The organism is Streptomyces sp. NPDC014864 (assembly GCF_043081525.1).
Classification (GTDB): Bacteria; Actinomycetota; Actinomycetes; order Streptomycetales; family Streptomycetaceae; genus Streptomyces.
The window spans coordinates 63,436-80,652 of the sequence record NZ_JBIBWT010000022.1; the positions used below are offsets into that span (position 1 = coordinate 63,436).

The following is a 17,217-nucleotide window of genomic DNA, read 5'->3' on the forward strand; positions in this document are numbered from 1 at the left end:
GGGGGGGGGGGTGGGGGGGGGGGGTGCTGCGGCGGGGGGGGGGGCCGTTGCCGAGCCCGGCGGGGGGGGGCGGCCCCTGGTGGGTGGCCCGCCCGCCGCCGTCGTCGGGGGCGGCGCCCCGCCGTGCTACGGGCGCCCCCGCTGCCCCCGCAGATGCTCGGCGATGGGCTTGAGGGCCTTGTCCAGCTCGCCCAGCGCCTCGGGGTCCAGCAGGTCGATGAAGTGCCTGCGCACGGACGCCACGTGGTGCGGCGCCACCTTCCGCATGGTCTCCATGCCGTGTTCGGTCAGCACCGCGTAGAGCCCCCGGCGGTCCGACTCGCAGTTCTCACGGCGCACCAGGTTCGCGTTCTCCATGCGGGTGATCTGGTGCGAGAGGCGGCTCTTGGACTGGAGGGTGGCGGACGCGAGGTCGCTCATCCGCATCCGTACGTCCTCCGACTCGGAGAGGTTCACCAGGATCTCGTAGTCGTTCATCGTCAGTCCGAACGGCTGCAGGTCCTTCTCGAGCTGGTACGTCAACAGCCTGTTGACCTCCAGGTGGGTGCGCCAGGCGCACTGCTCCGCATTGGTCAGCCAGGGGGTGGCCGTCTCGGTCTCCATGAATGAAGTCTACCTAAAAAGTTGAAAGGCGAACTAGTGAGGGTGCTGTGACGGTGTGCAGGCGTTCGAGCCGTCACACTCCGCAGACTACCGCTCACAGCCCGAAGCGACGCTGGAGGTCTCCCAGCTGTCCGGGAAGGCGCGGTGCGCCGGCTTGCGGTCCGTGACCCCCGGGCGACCCCGCACCACCCGGTACTCCGGGCCCGGCCGGGACCACCCCGGTGGCCTGCTCGGCCATGAGGGTCTCGGACGACTGGAGCAGGACCGTACCGGCTCCCACGAACTCGAACTGGTGCTCCTCACCGGAGGCCCCGCCGAGGCCCGTCATCGCACGTAGGCCGCCCATTACGCCCGTCAGGTAGCCGTGGTCGTAGTGGTGGCACGGCGAGGGGCAGTCGGCCCAGCCGACGAGCGCCTGCGGGTCCACCCGGATCGGGGGTTCCATGAACACCACCGGACCGTTAGATGCGGCCACGAACTTCCCGGTTCCGATGAGTGTCAGAAACCCCGGCACGATCGACTGTTTGAGAGCGAGACTTGGCTGAAAAGCGAGCAGATTGCCGGAGCGAATGGTCAGGTTGCCGTCGTCGAGATCGTAGGAATTGACGTCGAAGGCCCGGTCGGCGAGCAGCATCCGGCCCGAGCCCTCCGCCACGACCCAGTCGCTCGCGTGCAGAGGCGAATGGAACGAGGTACGGACAAGTCGGTCGAGCCGGCCGTGCCCGATGCCGTTGAACTCGATCGCCCCGTAGTAGGCGATCATCTTCCCCTTCTGCAGGAACCACTGGCTCCCCTTGAGGTCCACACAGAAGGTGTACTGGTTGACGTTGTCGTCGGCCGGCAGGGTCGTGGGGTCGTACACCACGGGCCCGGCGCCCCCGTATGCGCTCACAGCTTCTCCTCCGAGGCCTGGACGTACACCGTGCCGCTGCCGCTCAGCTCCAGCTGGAACGCCTCGCCGGAGCCCCGGCCCACCATGTCGCGCCAGCCCAGCGCGGTCGACAGCTTGTTGCGGACGTCGCCGTGGTGGGCGACGTAGGCCTGCGGGTCGACGTGGACCGGGCGCTGCGGGGTGATCGGGAGCTCGAAGACGCCGCCGTGCGCCATGACGGCCACCGAGCCCTGCCCCTGGAGGGTGGTGGTGAACAGTCCCTGGCCGGTGACCTGTCCGCGCACCATGCCCATGATCCCGCCCTGCGAGCCCATGAACATGGTCCCCTGCCGGAGCGTGCCCTCGAAGGCGAGCAGGCGGTCCGCCTCCACGTACAGGGTGTCGCCGGTGAGGTGGATGACGTGGACGTGGTGGCCGCCGTGCCCGAAGAGGACCGTGCCGCTGCCCTCGACCGTCATCAGCGGGGTGGCCTCGCCCGCGACCCGGCGCCCGATCATGGACATCAGGCCGCCCTGGCCGCCCTGGACGTTGGGGGTGAAGGAGACGTCGCCCCGGTGGGCGAGCATCGCGCCGCGCTGGCTGAACAGCCGCTGACCGGGTACGACGGACGCCTCGACGATCTTGGAGTTGAGTTCGCGGAAGGCCATCTCAGAGATCCCCCGCGATCGTGTTCCGCTCGCTCGGCTGCACGTACACCAGGCCGTCCCCCTCGAACCGGATCTGGAAGGCCTCGCCGCCGCCCTCGCCGAGCAGCGTGCGGAACGTCACACCGGACTGGAAGGACTGCCGGACGTTCCCCTGATGGGCGATGTACGCGCCGGGGTCCACGATCAGCGGGTACTGCGGACCGACCCGCAGCACCACGGCCGGCCCGTCCGATGTGATCGCCGCCTGGCCGTGGCCCTCGACGGTCGTCGTGAACAGCCCGTTGCCCTGGGAAGCCCCGCGCAGCCCGGTGAACGTCGTGCCCGTCCGCAGGCCCGCCTCCGTCGCGAGCAGGTTGCTGGACTCGACGTGGAGCTTGTCGCCCCGCAGGGCGACCAGGTTGATCTCGGACGCGCGGTCGGCGAACCAGCAGGTCCCCTGCCCGCGCACCTCCATCACGGTCATCTGCTCACCGGTCAGCCGCCGGGTCACCATGCCCCGCAGGCCCTCACCGCCGCCGGACAGCTTCTTGAAGGCCATCTGCCCGTCGTACGCGACCATCGAGCCGTTCTTCGCCTTCACGGCATCCCCGGTCATGTCGACGGCGAGGACCTTGCTTCCTTGAAGTCGGAACATCACCACGCTGCGAAGGTAGCGGGCGCCACGGCCCGCCGACAGGTCCCACGGGTGGAGACGGACCCCGAGTCCCTCTCGGGGTCGGTGGCGCCGCGGCCCCCTCCCCGTCCGCCGCCCGCGGGTTTGCCACAATGGACGGACGTTTGTGCTCGCGTTCACAAACGACCCGCGCCCGATGCGTCTCTCCCACCGAAGGTGATCCGTGGACATCAAGACCGCCACCGCCCTGCGCCGCCTGCGCCTGGTCTCGGCCCCCGAGGCCGTCTCCTTCCTGCTCCTGCTGGTCTGCTCCGTCCTGAAGCGGACCACGGACTTCAACGCGGTACCCGTGATGGGCGCAGTCCACGGCCTCCTGTTCGTGCTGTACGTGCTCTTCTGGGCGGATGCCTGGAACCGCGCCAAGTGGCCGCTGCGGACCGCCGCGCTCTACTTCGTCCTCTCCGTGCTGCCCACCGGCGGCTTCTTCGCCGAGCGCAGGCTCCGGCGCGAGGCCGAGGACGCGGTGATCGCCTCCCGCGCCCGGCGCGAGGGGGTCGTGAACGCATGATCGTCGCCTTCTCCGTGACGCCGCTGGGCGTCGGCGAGGACGTGGGGGAGTACGTCGCCGACGCCGTCCGGGTGGTCCGCGAGTCCGGCCTCCCGAACCGCACCGACGCGATGTTCACCTCGGTGGAGGGCGAGTGGGACGAGGTGATGGACGTGGTCAGGCGCGCCGTCGCCGCGGTCGAGGCGCGCGCCCCGCGCGTGTCCCTGGTCCTGAAGGCGGACATCCGCCCCTCGGTGACCGACGGGCTCACCTCGAAGGTGGAGACGGTGGAGCGCCACCTGGCCGCCGGCCAGGACCGGTAGCCGGTCCCGCCGCCCCGGTCGCGGCTGGGGCCGGGGTCCCGGTGGGCGAGACAGGGCTGACCACGATATGACCGACCGGTAGGGTCTGATGACGTGCCGAAGCCCCTCAGTCTCCCCTTCGACCCCATCGCCCGCGCCGACGAGCTCTGGAAGCAGCGCTGGGGAAACGTGCCGTCCATGGCCGCCATCACCTCGATCATGCGGGCGCACCAGATCCTGCTGGCCGAGGTCGACGCGGTGGTCAAGCCGTACGGACTGACGTTCGCGCGGTACGAGGCCCTGGTGCTGCTCACTTTCTCCAAGGCCGGCGAACTGCCGATGTCCAAGATCGGCGAGCGGCTCATGGTCCACCCCACGTCCGTGACGAACACCGTGGACCGGCTGGTCAGGTCCGGTCTGGTGGACAAGCGGCCCAACCCCAACGACGGGCGCGGCACCCTCGCCGTCATCACCGGGAAGGGGCGGGAGGTCGTGGACGCGGCCACCCGCGACCTGATGGCGATGGACTTCGGGCTCGGCGCGTACGACGCCGAGGAGTGCGCCGAGATCTTCGCCATGCTGCGGCCGCTCAGGGTCGCCGCGCACGACTTCGACGGGGAGTGACCCCGGGCAAGATCTCCCGGAACGGACGGTTACGCTCGACGGCATGAAGAAGAGCGTGCTGACCCGCTACCGCGTCATGGCCTACGTCACCGGCGTCCTGCTGGTGCTCCTGTGCCTGAGCATGATCGCCAAGTACGGGCTGGGCGTCGACGGTGCCGCGGACGTCACCCGCGTCGTCGCCATCGCGCACGGCTGGCTGTACGTCCTCTACCTGGTCTTCGCCTTCGACCTGGGCGCCAAGGCCAAGTGGCCGGTCGGCAAGCAGCTCTGGGTGCTGGTGGCGGGGACCGTCCCGACCGCGGCGTTCTTCGTGGAGCGCAAGGTCAGCCGCGAGCTGGAGGTCCGGGTCCAGGACCCCGCCCCGGCCGCCGTCAAGGCTTAGTCCTCCCGGCGCCTTCACCGCCGTACGGAACACGTGCGGCGGTCAGCCGTCGACATTTACTAGGACGTCCAAGTAAATTCGGGGGTATGGACGCTGACGCCATCGAGGAGGGCCGCCGACGCTGGCAGGCCCGGTACGACGCCGCACGCAAGCGCGACGCTGACTTCACCACGCTCTCCGGCGACCCCGTGGAGCCGGTCTACGGCCCACGGCCCGGGGACACCTACGACGGGTTCGAGCGGATCGGCTGGCCCGGAGAGTACCCCTTCACCCGCGGGCTGTATCCGACCGGCTACCGGGGGCGCACCTGGACCATCCGGCAGTTCGCCGGGTTCGGCAACGCCGAGCAGACCAACGAGCGCTACAAGATGATCCTCGCGGCGGGCGGCGGCGGCCTCTCGGTCGCCTTCGACATGCCGACGCTGATGGGCCGCGACTCCGACGACCCGCGCTCGCTCGGCGAGGTCGGCCACTGCGGGGTCGCCATCGACACGGCGGCCGACATGGAGGTGCTGTTCAAGGACATCCCGCTCGGTGACGTCACCACGTCGATGACGATCAGCGGGCCGGCCGTCCCCGTCTTCTGCATGTACCTGGTCGCCGCCGAGCGCCAGGGAGTGGATGTCTCCGTACTCAACGGCACGCTGCAGACCGACATCTTCAAGGAGTACATCGCCCAGAAGGAGTGGCTCTTCCAGCCCGAGCCCCATCTGCGGCTGATCGGCGACCTGATGGAGCACTGCGCGGCCCGCATCCCCGCGTACAAGCCGCTGTCGGTCTCCGGCTACCACATCCGCGAGGCCGGGTCGACGGCCGCGCAGGAGCTGGCCTACACGCTCGCGGACGGCTTCGGCTACGTCGAGCTGGGCCTCTCCCGCGGCCTGGACGTCGACGTCTTCGCCCCCGGCCTGTCCTTCTTCTTCGACGCGCACGTCGACTTCTTCGAGGAGATCGCCAAGTTTCGCGCGGCGCGCCGCATCTGGGCGCGCTGGATGCGGGACGTGTACGGCGCGAAGACCGAGAAGGCGCAGTGGCTGCGCTTCCACACCCAGACGGCCGGCGTCTCGCTGACCGCCCAGCAGCCGTACAACAACGTGGTGCGCACCGCCGTGGAGGCGCTGGCCGCGGTGCTCGGCGGGACCAACTCGCTGCACACCAACGCCCTCGACGAGACGCTCGCGCTGCCGAGCGAGCAGGCGGCCGAGATCGCGCTGCGCACCCAGCAGGTGCTCATGGAGGAGACCGGCGTCGGCAACGTGGCCGACCCGCTGGGCGGTTCCTGGTACGTCGAGCAGCTGACGGACCGCATCGAGGCGGACGCGGAGAAGATCTTCGAGCAGATCAAGGAGCGCGGTCTGCGGGCCCACCCCGACGGACAGCACCCCATCGGTCCGATCACCTCCGGCATCCTGCGCGGCATCGAGGACGGGTGGTTCACGGGCGAGATCGCCGAGTCGGCGTTCCGCTACCAGCGAGCGCTGGAGAAGGGCGACAAGCGGGTCGTCGGCGTCAACGTCGCCACCGGGTCCGTCACCGGCGACCTGGAGATCCTGCGCGTGAGCCACGAGGTGGAGCGCGAGCAGGTCCGGGTCCTCGGCGAGCGCAAGGGACACCGGGACGAGACCGCGGTGCGCGCCGCGCTGGAGGCCATGCTCGGCGCCGCCCGCGACGGCTCCAACATGATCGAGCCGATGCTGGACGCGGTACGCGCGGAGGCGACCCTGGGCGAGATCTGCCAGGTGCTGCGCGACGAGTGGGGGGTGTACACGGAGCCGGCGGGCTTCTGATGCCGCGCCGCACGACCCGGCACACGCCCGGCCGGACCCTCCGCCGGGGGGTCCGCCGGGCGCCCGGACGGCTGCTGCCCCGCCGGGCGGCCCGGTCGGCCTTCGGCTGGGCACCGCGTGGGGTGGCTCGGCGGGCGGCCGGGAAGTCGCGGCGGGTGGCCGCGTGGGGTGCTCGGCGGGCGGCCGGGAGGACGTCGCGACGGGTGGCGTGGTGGACGGCTCGGCGGGCGACCGGTAAAACGCCGCGGCGGGTGGCTTGGTGGGCGACGCGGCAGGCCGCCGGGAAGGGGCCGCGGCGGGTGGCCTGGTGGACGGCTCGGCGGGCGACCGGCAGGACGTCGCGGCGGGTGGCTTGGTGGGGTGCTCGGCGGGCTGCCGGGAAGGGGCCGCGGCGGGTGGCTTGGTGGGCGACGCGGCAGGCCGCCGGGAAGGGGCCGCGGCGGGTGGCCTGGTGGACGGCTCGGCGGGCGAGCGGCAAGACCTCGCGGCGCACGGCCTGGTGGGTGGCTCGGCGGGCTGCCGGGAAGGGGCCGCGGCGGGTGGCCTGGTGGGCGACCCGGCGGGCTGCCGGGGCGGGGATCCGGTCCGCTCTCAGGGGGGTGAGGTGAGGCCCAGGAGCAGCACCCGGGTGAAGTCGCGCACCCACACCTCGTCCGCCGCCTCCGCGCTCACCAGGGTGCGGTGCACCACCGCGCCCGCCACCACGTCGTAGATGAGATCGACCATGCGGGCCGCCTCCTCCGGGTCCGGCTCCGGGGGCAGTTCCCCGCGGGCCTGGGCCCGGGCCCGGCCCTCCAGCACCAGCCGCTTCTGACGCTCCACGATCGAGCCGCGGATGCGCTCGCGCAGCGCGTCGTCGCGGGTCGACTCGGCGACCACCGCCATCAGGCCGCTCTTGGCCTCCGGGCGGGCCAGGATCGCCGAGAACTGCAGCACCACGCCCTCGATGTCGGCGGCGAGACTGCCCCGGTCGGGCAGGGTCAGTTCGTCGAACAGCTCGGCGACCGCGTCCACGACGAGTTCGTTCTTGCCCGCCCAGCGGCGGTACAGCGTCGTCTTCGCCACCCCGGCCCGCAGAGCCACGTCCCCCAGGGTGAGCTTGGACCAGCCCAGCTCGACCAGGGCCTCCCGCGTCGCGGCCAGGATCGCGGCGTCGGCGGCGGCGCTGCGCGGGCGCCCGGCGCGGGCGGCGGGAGTGCGGCTCTGCATGGCATGACCATAAACCGCCGGTTCAGGTGTCGTCGTGAGGGAGATCACCGGGGGGTGGTTTCCCCGAGGCACCCCGTGCCATTACGCTACGGGTCGTATCGAAAGCACGGGAACGCATCCGTGCGAGCGACGACCACACAGCATCACCCTGCGGCGCCCGGTGGGGACCCGGCGCCCAACCACCCCGTACGGGGCGGCTTTCACAGCGGTTTTCACATGGGCGCGCGGAACGGGGGAGGATAGACGCATGCAGCCACGGAACATGTCCATGAGCGGAGTCGTCGACCTCGCCGCAGTGAAGGCGGCCCAGGAGGCCAAGGCGAAGGCGGAGCAGGCGCGCGCCCAAGCGGCCCGTGAGGGCGGGCCGGGGGCGATCTCCCCGGCCGACCTGGTCATCGACGTCGACGAGGCCACCTTCGAACGCGATGTCCTGCAGCGCTCCGCCGAGGTGCCCGTCGTCATCGACTTCTGGGCCGAGTGGTGTCAGCCCTGCAAGCAGCTGAGCCCGGTCCTGGAGCGACTGGCCGTCGAGTACGACGGGCGCTTCCTCCTCGCCAAGATCGATGTCGACGCCAACCAGCTGCTGATGCAGCAGTTCGGGGTCCAGGGGATCCCGGCCGTCTTCGCGGTGGTCGCGGGCCAGGCCCTGCCCCTGTTCCAGGGGGCCGCCGGCGAGGCGCAGATCCGGCAGACCCTGGACCAGCTGGTGCAGGTCGCCGAGCAGCGCTTCGGCCTGACGGGCCTGACCGTCGACCCGGAGGCGGAGCCGGGCGGCCGCCCGGTCGCCGCCGAGGTCCCGGTCGGGCCGTACGACGCGGCGCTCGAGGCCGCCGCGCTGGCCCTGGACGCGGGCGACCTGGGCGGCGCGGTCCGGGCGTACAAGAACGTCCTCGCCGAGGACCCGGCCCACCCGGAGGCCAAACTCGGCCTGGCGCAGGCCGAGTTGCTCCAGCGGGTGCAGGGCCTGGACCCGCAGCGGGTGCGCAAGGACGCCGCCGAGAAGCCGGGCGACGTCGCGGCGCAGATCGCCGCCGCCGACCTGGATCTGGTGGGCGGGCACGTGGAGGACGCGTTCGGCCGGCTCATCGACACCGTGCGGCGCACCACGGGTGACGACCGGGACACGGTCCGCATGCGGCTGCTGGAGCTCTTCGAACTCGTCGGGGCCGACGACCCGAGGGTGACGGGGGCGCGCCGGGCGCTCGCCCGGGCGCTGTTCTGAGCCCGATCGAGAGCCGTCTGCTGACCAGTCACTAAACGCCGATGCCTGTGATGCCGGTGTGAAAGATTTGCCGACGAGGCGCCACAGCGGCCGTGCTTTGCCAAAACTTGGCAATCGCGGCCGCTGTTACTGCGAGTAAGTCAGAGCTGTTGTTCTGTCTGCTTCTGTCCAATGATCAATAGTTTTGTTCTGACCCACGATGACACCGAGCGTCGCCGTTCGAGACCGGCGAGTCGTTTCTCGGTTATCCGGCCGTTACTAGCCAGTAACGAACCCCCTTGTGCGGGCGGCCGGAATGCACCACGATCGCTCACGCTCGGTCCATTCCCGTACCCGGCATCCGGCTGGGTCACGGGATTCTCTGGGTCCCCACCGAGCAGGGCCGGCGGCAGTGGCGCCGGCCCTAGGACAGGGGGGTCTTCGCCACTGGCGAAGCCTGTCCAGCAGGGTTGTGCGTGATGCGTGTCAGGCGCGACCAGTGGTTGTCGCTCGGGGGTGATCGCCGGCGGTTCGGGCGCTTTTCGCGCCACCGAGCGCAGGCGCTCTCCTTCCCGAGGACGTAGCACTTCTCCCATCCCTGCCCGGCTGAGCCGCCGCCCTGGGGCGAGCCAGGCCAGGAGATGTACGTCCGAGAAGGAGGAAATATGGAGTCCCAGGTGCGTGGCGGGACCAGATGGAAGCGGTTCGCTGTGGTCATGGTGCCCAGCGTCGCCGCCACGGCAGCGATAGGCGTGGCCCTGGCGCAGGGTGCCCTCGCCGCGTCGTTCAGCGTGTCGGGTCAGTCGTTCAAGGTGACGGCGGACAAGCTGGTCGGCCACGGGTTCGAGCAGTACGGCGCGATCGACTCGGGGTACACCCTCGACGGCAAGAAGACGGCGCACCCGGTTGCGGTCTCGGCGTTCAAGGACGCCACGATCAACAACATGTGCCAGTCCGTCGTCACGCCGGACATTCCGCTGATCGGCTCGGTGAGCCTGGTCCTGAAGGCGGGCGAGAGCAAGCCGGTCGAGGCGGACAACCTCTACATCGACGTCGCCGACCTCAACGCCGACGCGACGTTCAACAACATCGACATCGGTGTGGCCGCCAAGGACGCCAGCAAGGGTCCCGGCATCAAGCGCGGCGACACGGCGAACCCCTACGGGTTCGCCCAGCAGGCCGACTCGGCCACCCTGACCGACGTGAAGCAGACGGCGTGGGCGACCACTGCCGGTACCTTCAAGCTCAGCGGTCTGAAGATGTCGCTGAAGACGGGTACGCACGAGTGCTACTAGGCGCTCGGTGACGGGCGGGGGAGCCGAAGGGCGCCCCCGCCCGTTCCCCCTTTCATCCGCTTCTTCACACACCCCCCACACCACCGCAGTAACCCCTCACCACAGCAACGCCGCACCAGGGAGCTGTTTTCCATGAGCGCCGAGACTCCTGCCGTACCCGCCGGCCAGTTCAGCCGCCGGAGGCTGCAGTTCCGCGCCTGGCGGGGCACCCGACCGTTCTGGGCCGGTCTGTTCGTCTTGCTCGGCGGCTTGCCGATCATGTACTTCCCGTACGCCCACCTCCAGGTCGGCCATCTGACACTGACGATGGCCACCACCGCGGGAGCGGGATCCCTGATCATCGGTGTGCTGCTCATCGTCCTGGGCATCAGCCTCTGGTTCCAGAAGCACGTACGGGTCTTCGCGGGCATCGCGGCGATCCTGCTGGGCCTGGTGTCCCTGCCCGTCTCCAACTTCGGCGGCTTCGTCGTCGGCTTCCTGCTCACGCTCATCGGCGGGGCGATGGCCGTGGCGTGGGCGCCGGGTGCGGCGCAGCCGGCCGAGGGGGTCGGCAAGGGTGTACCCGCCGCCGCGGCGAACGGGGCGAGCGAGCCGAACGATCTGTCTGGAACGAGCCCGGCCAACGGGGCGAACGGGAGGCACAGTGCCGGCTGACGAGGTGACCCACGGGACTGATGTGGACGAGTCCCGTGCGAGAACCGGGCCGCGCCACGCGGCCCCCAGGAAGCCGCTGTTCACCAGGTTCCACATGCCGGCCGGCAAGGCGATAGCCATGGCGGCCATGCCGACGGCGGTCCTCATGGGCATGGGGTTCACGTCGACCCTGGCCGTCGCCGACAACAACAGCACGTCCCCGTCGTCCGCCAACAGCCTGACCGCGGACGAGTACAAGGACTGCGTCGCCGCGCTGGACTCCAAGGACAAGGCCACGGCCTCGCCCTCGCCGTCCGCCTCGGCGAGCTCCACCGGCTCCACCGACGGCGACGGTTCGGCCAAGCCGGCCCCGTCGGCGACGTCCAGCTCGTCCGGGAGCTCCACGGGTTCGTCCTCCTCGTCGGATTCAGGTTCCGACGAGAAGGCCACGCCCCAGCCGTCCGCCACCACGTCGGACAGCGGCTCGGGTTCCTCCGGCTCCGGCGGCGACACCGCCTCGCCGAGCCCGTCCGCCTCCACGAGCGGCGACGGCGGCCTGCTGGGCGGCATCGGCGACACCATCGGGAACATCTTCACCGGCGGCTCCTCGACGGACTCCGGGTCCGGCACGCCGACGGCCACGCCGTCCGCGTCCGCCTCGCCCTCGGCGAGCGCGAGCGCGACCAAGGGCAGCACCTCCGGCACGAGCCTGACCGACACCGTCAAGAACACGACCGACCAGGTCACGGGGACGGTCAAGGACACCGTCAAGGACACCACCGACACGGCGTCCAAGGCGGCCCAGGACGTGACCGGGACGGTCAAGGACGCTGCCGGCACGGCCACCGCCGCGGCCGACCCGTCCGCGAGCTCGACCACGGACCCGTCCAACTGCCCTGCCGCCACCGACGCGCAGGGCGGGGTCGACAACAAGGTGCCTCTGGCGGACGACCCTTGGTACCTGGACGCCAGCTCGCTGACGCTCAAGGGCGCCGACTACAAGGGCGTCGTCGAGGTGCGCACGGCCAACGGCACCGTCAAGAAGGTGCTGAAGTACGTCATCTCCGACGGCACGGACATCGGGGACCTGCACCAGACGGTGAAGGACAAGCAGTCCGGCAAGACCTACCACGTGCAGGCGGCCAAGGGCTCGAAGTCCACGATCACCGGCGGCGACACGGTCATGTACACCGAGAGCATCTCCGGCAACCTGCTGGGGCTGATCCCGGTGACGTTCGACCCGGACAACCCGCCGCCGCTGAACATCCCGCTGATCTACTTCACCAAGGTGAAGGTGGTCCAGGCGGCGCAGTTCGGCGGCAACCTGCACGTGCCCGGGATGCACCTGTACACGACCGACTGAGCAAGGCCACGGACCCGTTCGGGAGCCGTACGACACGAGGGCGCCCCCTGCGACGCAGGGGGCGCCCTCGTGTCGTACGGCTCCCGATTTCGGATCTTGCCGGGGTCGCGGCGTCTGGCACGCACCGTCGCCCGGAGCCGGCCTGATCCGAAAGAAAGGCCCTATGATCCCAAGGAAACGGCCTAGTCGCGGTCGCCGCCGCCCAGGTGGTGCACGCGGACCATGTTGGTGGTGCCGGGGACGCCGGGGGGCGAGCCGGCGGTGATGATGACCGTGTCGCCGGAGTTGAAGCGGTTCAGCTTGACGAGCTCCTGGTCGACGAGCTCGACCATCTCGTCGGTGCTGGCGACGAACGGCACGACGTGCGGCTCCACGCCCCAGCTCAGCGTCAGCTGGTTGCGGGTGGACTCGTCCGTGGTGAACGCCAGGATCGGCTGGGCCGCGCGGTAGCGCGAGAGCCGGCGGGCGGTGTCGCCGGACTGGGTGAAGGCCACCAGGCCCTTGGCGCCGAGGAAGTCGGCGATCTCGGCGGCGGCACGGGCGACCGCGCCGCCCTGCGTGCGCGGCTTCTTGCCGGGCACCAGCGGCTGCAGACCCTTGGACAGCAGCTCCTCCTCGGCCGCCTGGACGATCTTCGACATCGTCTTCACGGTCTCGACCGGGTAGGCGCCCACGCTCGACTCGGCCGACAGCATGACCGCGTCGGCGCCGTCCAGGATCGCGTTGGCCACGTCGGAGGCCTCGGCGCGGGTCGGGCGGGAGTTGGTGATCATCGACTCCATCATCTGGGTCGCCACGATCACCGGCTTGGCATTGCGCCGGCACAGCTCGATCAGGCGTTTCTGCACCATGGGGACCTTCTCGAGCGGGTACTCCACCGCCAGGTCGCCGCGGGCCACCATCACGCCGTCGAACGCCATCACGACGTCCGTCATGTTCTCCACCGCCTGCGGCTTCTCCACCTTGGCGATGACCGGGACGCGACGGCCCTCCTCGTCCATCACGCGGTGGACGTCGGCCACGTCCTTGGCGTCGCGGACGAAGGACAGGGCGACCAGGTCGCAGCCCATGCGCAGCGCGAAGCGCAGGTCGTCGATGTCCTTCTCGGACAGCGCCGGGACGTTCACCGCGGCGCCGGGCAGGTTGATGCCCTTGTGGTCGGAGACCACACCGCCCTCGACGACGGCCGTCCTGACCCGCGGGCCCTCGACATCGACGACCTTCAGCTCGACGTTGCCGTCGTTGATCAGGATCTGGTCGCCGCGCGACACGTCGCCCGGCAGCCCCTTGTACGTCGTGCCGCAGATCTGCTTGTCGCCAGGGACGTCCTCGGTGGTGATGGTGAACTCGTCGCCCCGCTCGAGTTCGACCGGGCCCTCGGCGAAGGTCTCCAGGCGGATCTTGGGGCCCTGCAGGTCGGCGAGGACACCGATGGCCCGGCCGGTCTCCTTGGACGCGGCACGGACACGGTCGTACCGCCCCTGGTGCTCGGCGTGCGTGCCGTGGCTGAAATTGAAGCGGGCCACGTTCATGCCGGCCTCGATCAGGGCGACGAGCTTCTCGTGGGAGTCGACCGCGGGGCCGAGAGTACAGACGATTTTCGAACGGCGCATGGGGCGATCCTATCGGTTTGTTTCGCTGCGGAATATTCCGTCTGGCGGAAGATACAAATGGGCGGGTTCCCGCTCAGGCGAGTGCCGTCGAATTCCCTCAGTCGTCCTTTCCGACCAGTGCGTAGGTCTGGTTGGCGATCTCCATTTCCTCGTCCGTCGGAACCACGGCGACCATGACCCGCGCACCGTCCGGCGAGATCGGCCGGGCCCGGTCGTCCCGTACGGCGTTGCGCTCCGGGTCGACCGCCAGGCCCAGCGCCTCCAGGCCCGATACGGCCGCCGCCCGCACCGCCGCCGCGTTCTCGCCGACTCCCGCGGTGAACACCACGGCGTCCACCCGGCCGAGTACCGCGTAGTAGGCGCCGATGTACTTCTTCAGCCGGTGGATGTAGATGTCGAGGGCGAGCCGCGCCTCTGCGTCGCCCTCGTCGATACGGCGCTGAATCTCCCGCATGTCGTTGTCGCCGCACAGACCGAACAAACCGCTCCTCTTGTTGAGGAGAGTGTCGATCTCGTCCATGGACATTCCGCCGACCCGCTGCAAATGGAAGATGACGGCCGGATCAAGGTCACCGGACCGCGTACCCATCACGAGCCCCTCCAAAGGCGTCAGCCCCATGGAGGTGTCCACGCACCGGCCGCCCCGGACCGCCGAGGCCGAGGCCCCGTTGCCCAGGTGCAGCACGATGACGTTGACCTCCTCCGGGTCCTTGCCCAGCAGCCGTGCGGCGGCCCGGGATACGTATGCGTGCGAGGTGCCGTGGAAACCGTAGCGCCGCACCCGGTGCCGGTCCGCGATCTTCACGTCGATCGCGTAGCGCGCCGCGGACTCCGGCATCGTGGTGTGGAACGCGGTGTCGAAGACGGCGACCTGCGGCAGGTCCGGGCGCAGCGCCATGGCGGTGCGCAGGCCGGTGAGGTTGGCCGGGTTGTGCAGCGGCGCGACCGGGATCAGCCGCTCGATCTCGGTGAGCACGGCGTCGTCGACGACCGTCGGCTCGGTGAAGAACATGCCGCCGTGCACCACGCGGTGCCCGATAGCGGCCAGCTCCGGCGAGTCCAGGCCGATGCCGTCCCGGGTGAGCTCCTCGGCGACCGCCTTGAGGGCGGCGTCGTGGTCGGCGATCGGTCCGTTCAGCTCCCGGGTGTCGCCCGCGGCGACACAGGTGTGCTTGAGCCGGGAGGTCTGCTCGCCGATGCGCTCGACCAGGCCGACGGCCAGCCGGCGGCCGGTGTCGCGCATGTCCAGCAGTTGGTACTTCAGCGACGAGGAACCGGAGTTGAGGACGAGGACACGGGTCGCCGCGCGGGGTGCAGTCACGGTGTTCAACAGCTCTTTCTACGACGTCAGGTGGCGGGCGTCCGGGCCTGGATCGCCGTGATGGCGACGGTGTTGACGATGTCCTGCACGAGGGCGCCCCGGGACAGGTCGTTGACGGGCTTGCGCAGACCCTGCAGGACCGGGCCGACCGCGATCGCCCCGGCCGAGCGCTGCACGGCCTTGTAGGTGTTGTTGCCGGTGTTCAGGTCGGGGAAGATCAGCACGGTCGCCTGCCCGGCCACCTCGGAGCCCGGCAGCTTGGTGGCCGCGACCGAGGGCTCGACGGCGGCGTCGTACTGGATCGGTCCCTCGATCTTCAGGTCCGGCCGGCGCAGCCGCACCAGCTCGGTCGCCTCCCGCACCTTGTCGACGTCGGCACCCGAGCCCGAGGTTCCGGTGGAGTACGACAGCATCGCGATCCGCGGTTCCACCCCGAACCGCGCGGCCGTGCCCGCCGACTGCACGGCGATGTCGGCGAGCTGCTCGGCGTCCGGGTCGGGGTTGACCGCGCAGTCGCCGTAGACGAGCACCCTGTCGGCGAGGCACATGAAGAAGACGGAGGAGACGATGGACGACTCCGGCGTGGTCTTGATGATCTCGAACGCGGGCCGGATCGTCGCCGCCGTGGAGTGCACGGACCCCGACACCATGCCGTCGGCGAGGCCCTCCTGGACCATGAGGGTGCCGAAGTAGTTCACGTCCGAGACGACGTCGTAGGCCAGCTCCACCGTGACGCCCCGGTGGGCACGCAGCTTGGCGTACCGCTCGGCGAAGGCGTCGCGCAGCTCGGAGACGGCCGGGTCGATCAGCTGCGAGTCGCCGAGGTCGATGCCGAGGTCGGCGGCCCTCTTGCGGATCTGGTCCACCGGCCCCAGCAGGGTCAGGTCGCACACGCCCCGGCGCAGCAGCACCTCGGCCGCGTGCAGCACCCGCTCCTCGGTGCCCTCCGGCAGCACCACCCGCCGCCTGTCGGCACGCGCCTGTTCGAGCAGCTTGTGCTCGAACATCATCGGTGTGACCCGGTCGCTGCTCGGCGCCGAGACGCGCCGGTTGAGGTCGGCGGTGTCGATGTACCGCTCGAACAGGCCGAGCGCGGTCTCCGCCTTGCGCGGGGTGGCCGCGCTCAGCTTGCCCTCCAGGCCGGCCAGCCGCTCGGCGGTGGGGAAGCTGTTGCCGGACACCGAGACGACCGGGGTGCCCGGGGCGAGGCGGGCGGCGAGGGTGAGGATCTCCTCGCCGGGCACCTCGTCGAGGGTCAGCAGCACGCCGGCTATCGGCGGGGTGCCGGCGCTGTGCGCGGCGAGCGAGCCGACGACGAGGTCGGCCCGGTCGCCCGGGGTGACCACCAGACAGCCAGGGGTCAGCGCGTGCAGCAGTTTCGGCAGCATGGCGCCGCCGAAGACGAAGCCGAGGGCGTCCCGCGACAGTCCCGAGTCGTCGCCGAGCAGGACCCTGCCGCCGAGCGCCTGGGTGATCTGCGCGACCGTCGGCGCGGACAGCGCGGGCTCGTCCGGCACCACGAAGCAGGGCACCGGCAGCCGGCCGGCGAGCCGATCGGCGATCTTGTCGCGGTCCTCGCGGGCCACCCGGTTGGTGATCATGGCGAGGACGTCGCAGCCCAGGCCGTCGTAGGCGCGGTAGGCGTTGCGGGTCTCGGCGAGCACCGACTCGGCGTTCTGCCCGCGGCCGCCCACCACCGGGAGCACCGAGGCGCCGAACTCGTTGGCCAGCCGGGCGTTGAGGGACAGCTCGTCGGGGAGCTGGGTGTCGGCGTAGTCGGTGCCGAGGACGAGGACCACGTCGAAGTCGCGGGCGACCAGGTGGAAGCGGTCGACGAGCGCCGACACCAGCTCGTCCGTGCCCTGCTCGGCCTGGAGGGCGGAGGCCTCCTGGTAGTCCATGCCGTAGACGGTCGCCGGGTCCTGGGACAGCCGGTAGCGGGCGCGCAGCAGTTCGAAGAGGCGGTCCGGACCGTCGTGCACGAGCGGGCGGAAGACCCCCACCCGGTCGACCTGCCGGGTCAGGAGTTCCATGACCCCCAGCTCGACGACCTGGCGGCCGTCGCCGCGGTCGATGCCGGTCACGTACACGCTGCGGGTCACGCGTGCTCTCCGTTTCGTCGGGGACGTCTCTGGGCCGGTCAACCATCGCCCACTGGGATGAGCGGAACCTTGACAATACCCCT

General features: G+C 70.6%; 17 protein-coding genes. 9 read left to right on the forward strand and 8 right to left on the reverse strand.

All coding sequences use genetic code 11. The features are described 5' to 3' along the window. Positions 1 to 126: 126 nt before the first annotated feature. From ACF1A5_RS30010 to ACF1A5_RS30025, 4 genes are all read right to left on the reverse strand, one after another. Complete coding sequence (locus tag ACF1A5_RS30010; protein WP_392196015.1) at positions 127 to 603, reverse strand: MarR family winged helix-turn-helix transcriptional regulator; 477 nt, start codon at positions 601 to 603, stop codon at positions 127 to 129. Between the two features lie 94 nt (positions 604 to 697). Continuing rightward, entirely contained in the window at positions 698 to 1,495 is a 798-nt protein-coding gene (locus ACF1A5_RS30015; RefSeq protein WP_392196016.1) for an AIM24 family protein, read from the reverse strand. Next, complete coding sequence (locus tag ACF1A5_RS30020) at positions 1,492 to 2,142, reverse strand: AIM24 family protein (RefSeq protein WP_392196017.1); 651 nt, start codon at positions 2,140 to 2,142, stop codon at positions 1,492 to 1,494. Before ACF1A5_RS30020 ends, ACF1A5_RS30015 begins: the two co-directional genes overlap by 4 nt. A 1-nt stretch (position 2,143) precedes the next feature. Continuing rightward, positions 2,144 to 2,776: an AIM24 family protein gene (locus ACF1A5_RS30025; RefSeq protein WP_392196045.1), complete on the reverse strand. Its 633-nt coding sequence runs from the start codon at positions 2,774 to 2,776 to the stop codon at positions 2,144 to 2,146. A gap of 202 nt (positions 2,777 to 2,978) precedes the next feature. On the opposite strand from ACF1A5_RS30025, the gene ACF1A5_RS30030 reads away from it, so the two are divergent. From ACF1A5_RS30030 to ACF1A5_RS30050, 5 genes are all read left to right on the forward strand, one after another. Then, a complete protein-coding gene (locus tag ACF1A5_RS30030) occupies positions 2,979 to 3,323 on the forward strand; it encodes a DUF3817 domain-containing protein (protein WP_392196018.1) in 345 nt (114 codons plus the stop codon). Further along, positions 3,320 to 3,625: an MTH1187 family thiamine-binding protein gene (locus ACF1A5_RS30035; RefSeq protein WP_392196019.1), complete on the forward strand. Its 306-nt coding sequence runs from the start codon at positions 3,320 to 3,322 to the stop codon at positions 3,623 to 3,625. The genes ACF1A5_RS30030 and ACF1A5_RS30035 overlap by 4 nt, the downstream gene beginning before the upstream one ends. Positions 3,626 to 3,718: 93 nt before the next feature. After that, positions 3,719 to 4,228, forward strand: coding sequence for a MarR family winged helix-turn-helix transcriptional regulator (locus tag ACF1A5_RS30040; protein WP_392196020.1), 510 nt, complete (start codon positions 3,719 to 3,721; stop codon positions 4,226 to 4,228). A gap of 43 nt (positions 4,229 to 4,271) precedes the next feature. Beyond that, complete coding sequence (locus tag ACF1A5_RS30045) at positions 4,272 to 4,610, forward strand: DUF3817 domain-containing protein (RefSeq protein WP_392196021.1); 339 nt, start codon at positions 4,272 to 4,274, stop codon at positions 4,608 to 4,610. 86 nt (positions 4,611 to 4,696) lie between these two features. Beyond that, on the forward strand, positions 4,697 to 6,397 hold the full coding sequence (locus tag ACF1A5_RS30050; RefSeq protein WP_392196022.1) for a methylmalonyl-CoA mutase: 1,701 nt from the start codon (positions 4,697 to 4,699) through the stop codon (positions 6,395 to 6,397). Between the two features lie 591 nt (positions 6,398 to 6,988). Here ACF1A5_RS30050 and ACF1A5_RS30055 read toward each other — a convergent pair. After that, positions 6,989 to 7,606 carry a TetR/AcrR family transcriptional regulator gene (locus tag ACF1A5_RS30055; protein ID WP_392196023.1) on the reverse strand — a complete coding sequence of 206 codons (618 nt, stop codon included), beginning with the start codon at positions 7,604 to 7,606 and terminating at the stop codon, positions 6,989 to 6,991. Between the two features lie 247 nt (positions 7,607 to 7,853). On the opposite strand from ACF1A5_RS30055, the gene ACF1A5_RS30060 reads away from it, so the two are divergent. The 4 genes from ACF1A5_RS30060 to ACF1A5_RS30075 all read left to right on the forward strand — a co-directional run bounded on the left by ACF1A5_RS30060 (position 7,854) and on the right by ACF1A5_RS30075 (position 12,098). After that, positions 7,854 to 8,828: a tetratricopeptide repeat protein gene (locus tag ACF1A5_RS30060; protein WP_392196024.1), complete on the forward strand. Its 975-nt coding sequence runs from the start codon at positions 7,854 to 7,856 to the stop codon at positions 8,826 to 8,828. Between the two features lie 644 nt (positions 8,829 to 9,472). Further along, positions 9,473 to 10,102 (forward strand): DUF6230 family protein, encoded by a 630-nt coding sequence (locus ACF1A5_RS30065; protein ID WP_392196025.1) that lies wholly within the window; start codon positions 9,473 to 9,475, stop codon positions 10,100 to 10,102. Between the two features lie 132 nt (positions 10,103 to 10,234). Next, complete coding sequence (locus ACF1A5_RS30070) at positions 10,235 to 10,756, forward strand: DUF6114 domain-containing protein (protein WP_392196026.1); 522 nt, start codon at positions 10,235 to 10,237, stop codon at positions 10,754 to 10,756. After that, a complete protein-coding gene (locus ACF1A5_RS30075; protein WP_392196027.1) occupies positions 10,746 to 12,098 on the forward strand; it encodes a hypothetical protein in 1,353 nt (450 codons plus the stop codon). Before ACF1A5_RS30070 ends, ACF1A5_RS30075 begins: the two co-directional genes overlap by 11 nt. 182 nt (positions 12,099 to 12,280) lie before the next feature. Here ACF1A5_RS30075 and pyk read toward each other — a convergent pair whose 3' ends face one another. The 3 genes from pyk to pta all read right to left on the reverse strand — a co-directional run bounded on the left by pyk (position 12,281) and on the right by pta (position 17,134). Next, positions 12,281 to 13,711, reverse strand: coding sequence for a pyruvate kinase (gene pyk, locus ACF1A5_RS30080; protein WP_392196028.1), 1,431 nt, complete (start codon positions 13,709 to 13,711; stop codon positions 12,281 to 12,283). 97 nt (positions 13,712 to 13,808) lie between these two features. Further along, positions 13,809 to 15,032: an acetate kinase gene (locus tag ACF1A5_RS30085; RefSeq protein WP_392196029.1), complete on the reverse strand. Its 1,224-nt coding sequence runs from the start codon at positions 15,030 to 15,032 to the stop codon at positions 13,809 to 13,811. Between the two features lie 26 nt (positions 15,033 to 15,058). Continuing rightward, positions 15,059 to 17,134, reverse strand: a complete 2,076-nt coding sequence (gene pta / locus ACF1A5_RS30090) for a phosphate acetyltransferase (RefSeq protein WP_392196030.1) — start codon at positions 17,132 to 17,134, stop codon at positions 15,059 to 15,061. Positions 17,135 to 17,217: the final 83 nt, after the last annotated feature.

Coding starts and splice junctions, on each gene's coding strand:
- ACF1A5_RS30010 (WP_392196015.1), bottom strand. CDS start 603: ATGGAGACCGAGACGGCCACCCCCTGGCTGACCAATGCGGAGCAGTGC.
- ACF1A5_RS30020 (WP_392196017.1), bottom strand. CDS start 2,142: ATGGCCTTCCGCGAACTCAACTCCAAGATCGTCGAGGCGTCCGTCGTA.
- ACF1A5_RS30025 (WP_392196045.1), bottom strand. CDS start 2,776: ATGTTCCGACTTCAAGGAAGCAAGGTCCTCGCCGTCGACATGACCGGG.
- ACF1A5_RS30035 (WP_392196019.1), top strand. CDS start 3,320: ATGATCGTCGCCTTCTCCGTGACGCCGCTGGGCGTCGGCGAGGACGTG.
- ACF1A5_RS30045 (WP_392196021.1), top strand. CDS start 4,272: ATGAAGAAGAGCGTGCTGACCCGCTACCGCGTCATGGCCTACGTCACC.
- ACF1A5_RS30050 (WP_392196022.1), top strand. CDS start 4,697: ATGGACGCTGACGCCATCGAGGAGGGCCGCCGACGCTGGCAGGCCCGG.
- ACF1A5_RS30055 (WP_392196023.1), bottom strand. CDS start 7,606: ATGCAGAGCCGCACTCCCGCCGCCCGCGCCGGGCGCCCGCGCAGCGCC.
- ACF1A5_RS30060 (WP_392196024.1), top strand. CDS start 7,854: ATGCAGCCACGGAACATGTCCATGAGCGGAGTCGTCGACCTCGCCGCA.
- ACF1A5_RS30065 (WP_392196025.1), top strand. CDS start 9,473: ATGGAGTCCCAGGTGCGTGGCGGGACCAGATGGAAGCGGTTCGCTGTG.
- ACF1A5_RS30070 (WP_392196026.1), top strand. CDS start 10,235: ATGAGCGCCGAGACTCCTGCCGTACCCGCCGGCCAGTTCAGCCGCCGG.
- pyk (WP_392196028.1), bottom strand. CDS start 13,711: ATGCGCCGTTCGAAAATCGTCTGTACTCTCGGCCCCGCGGTCGACTCC.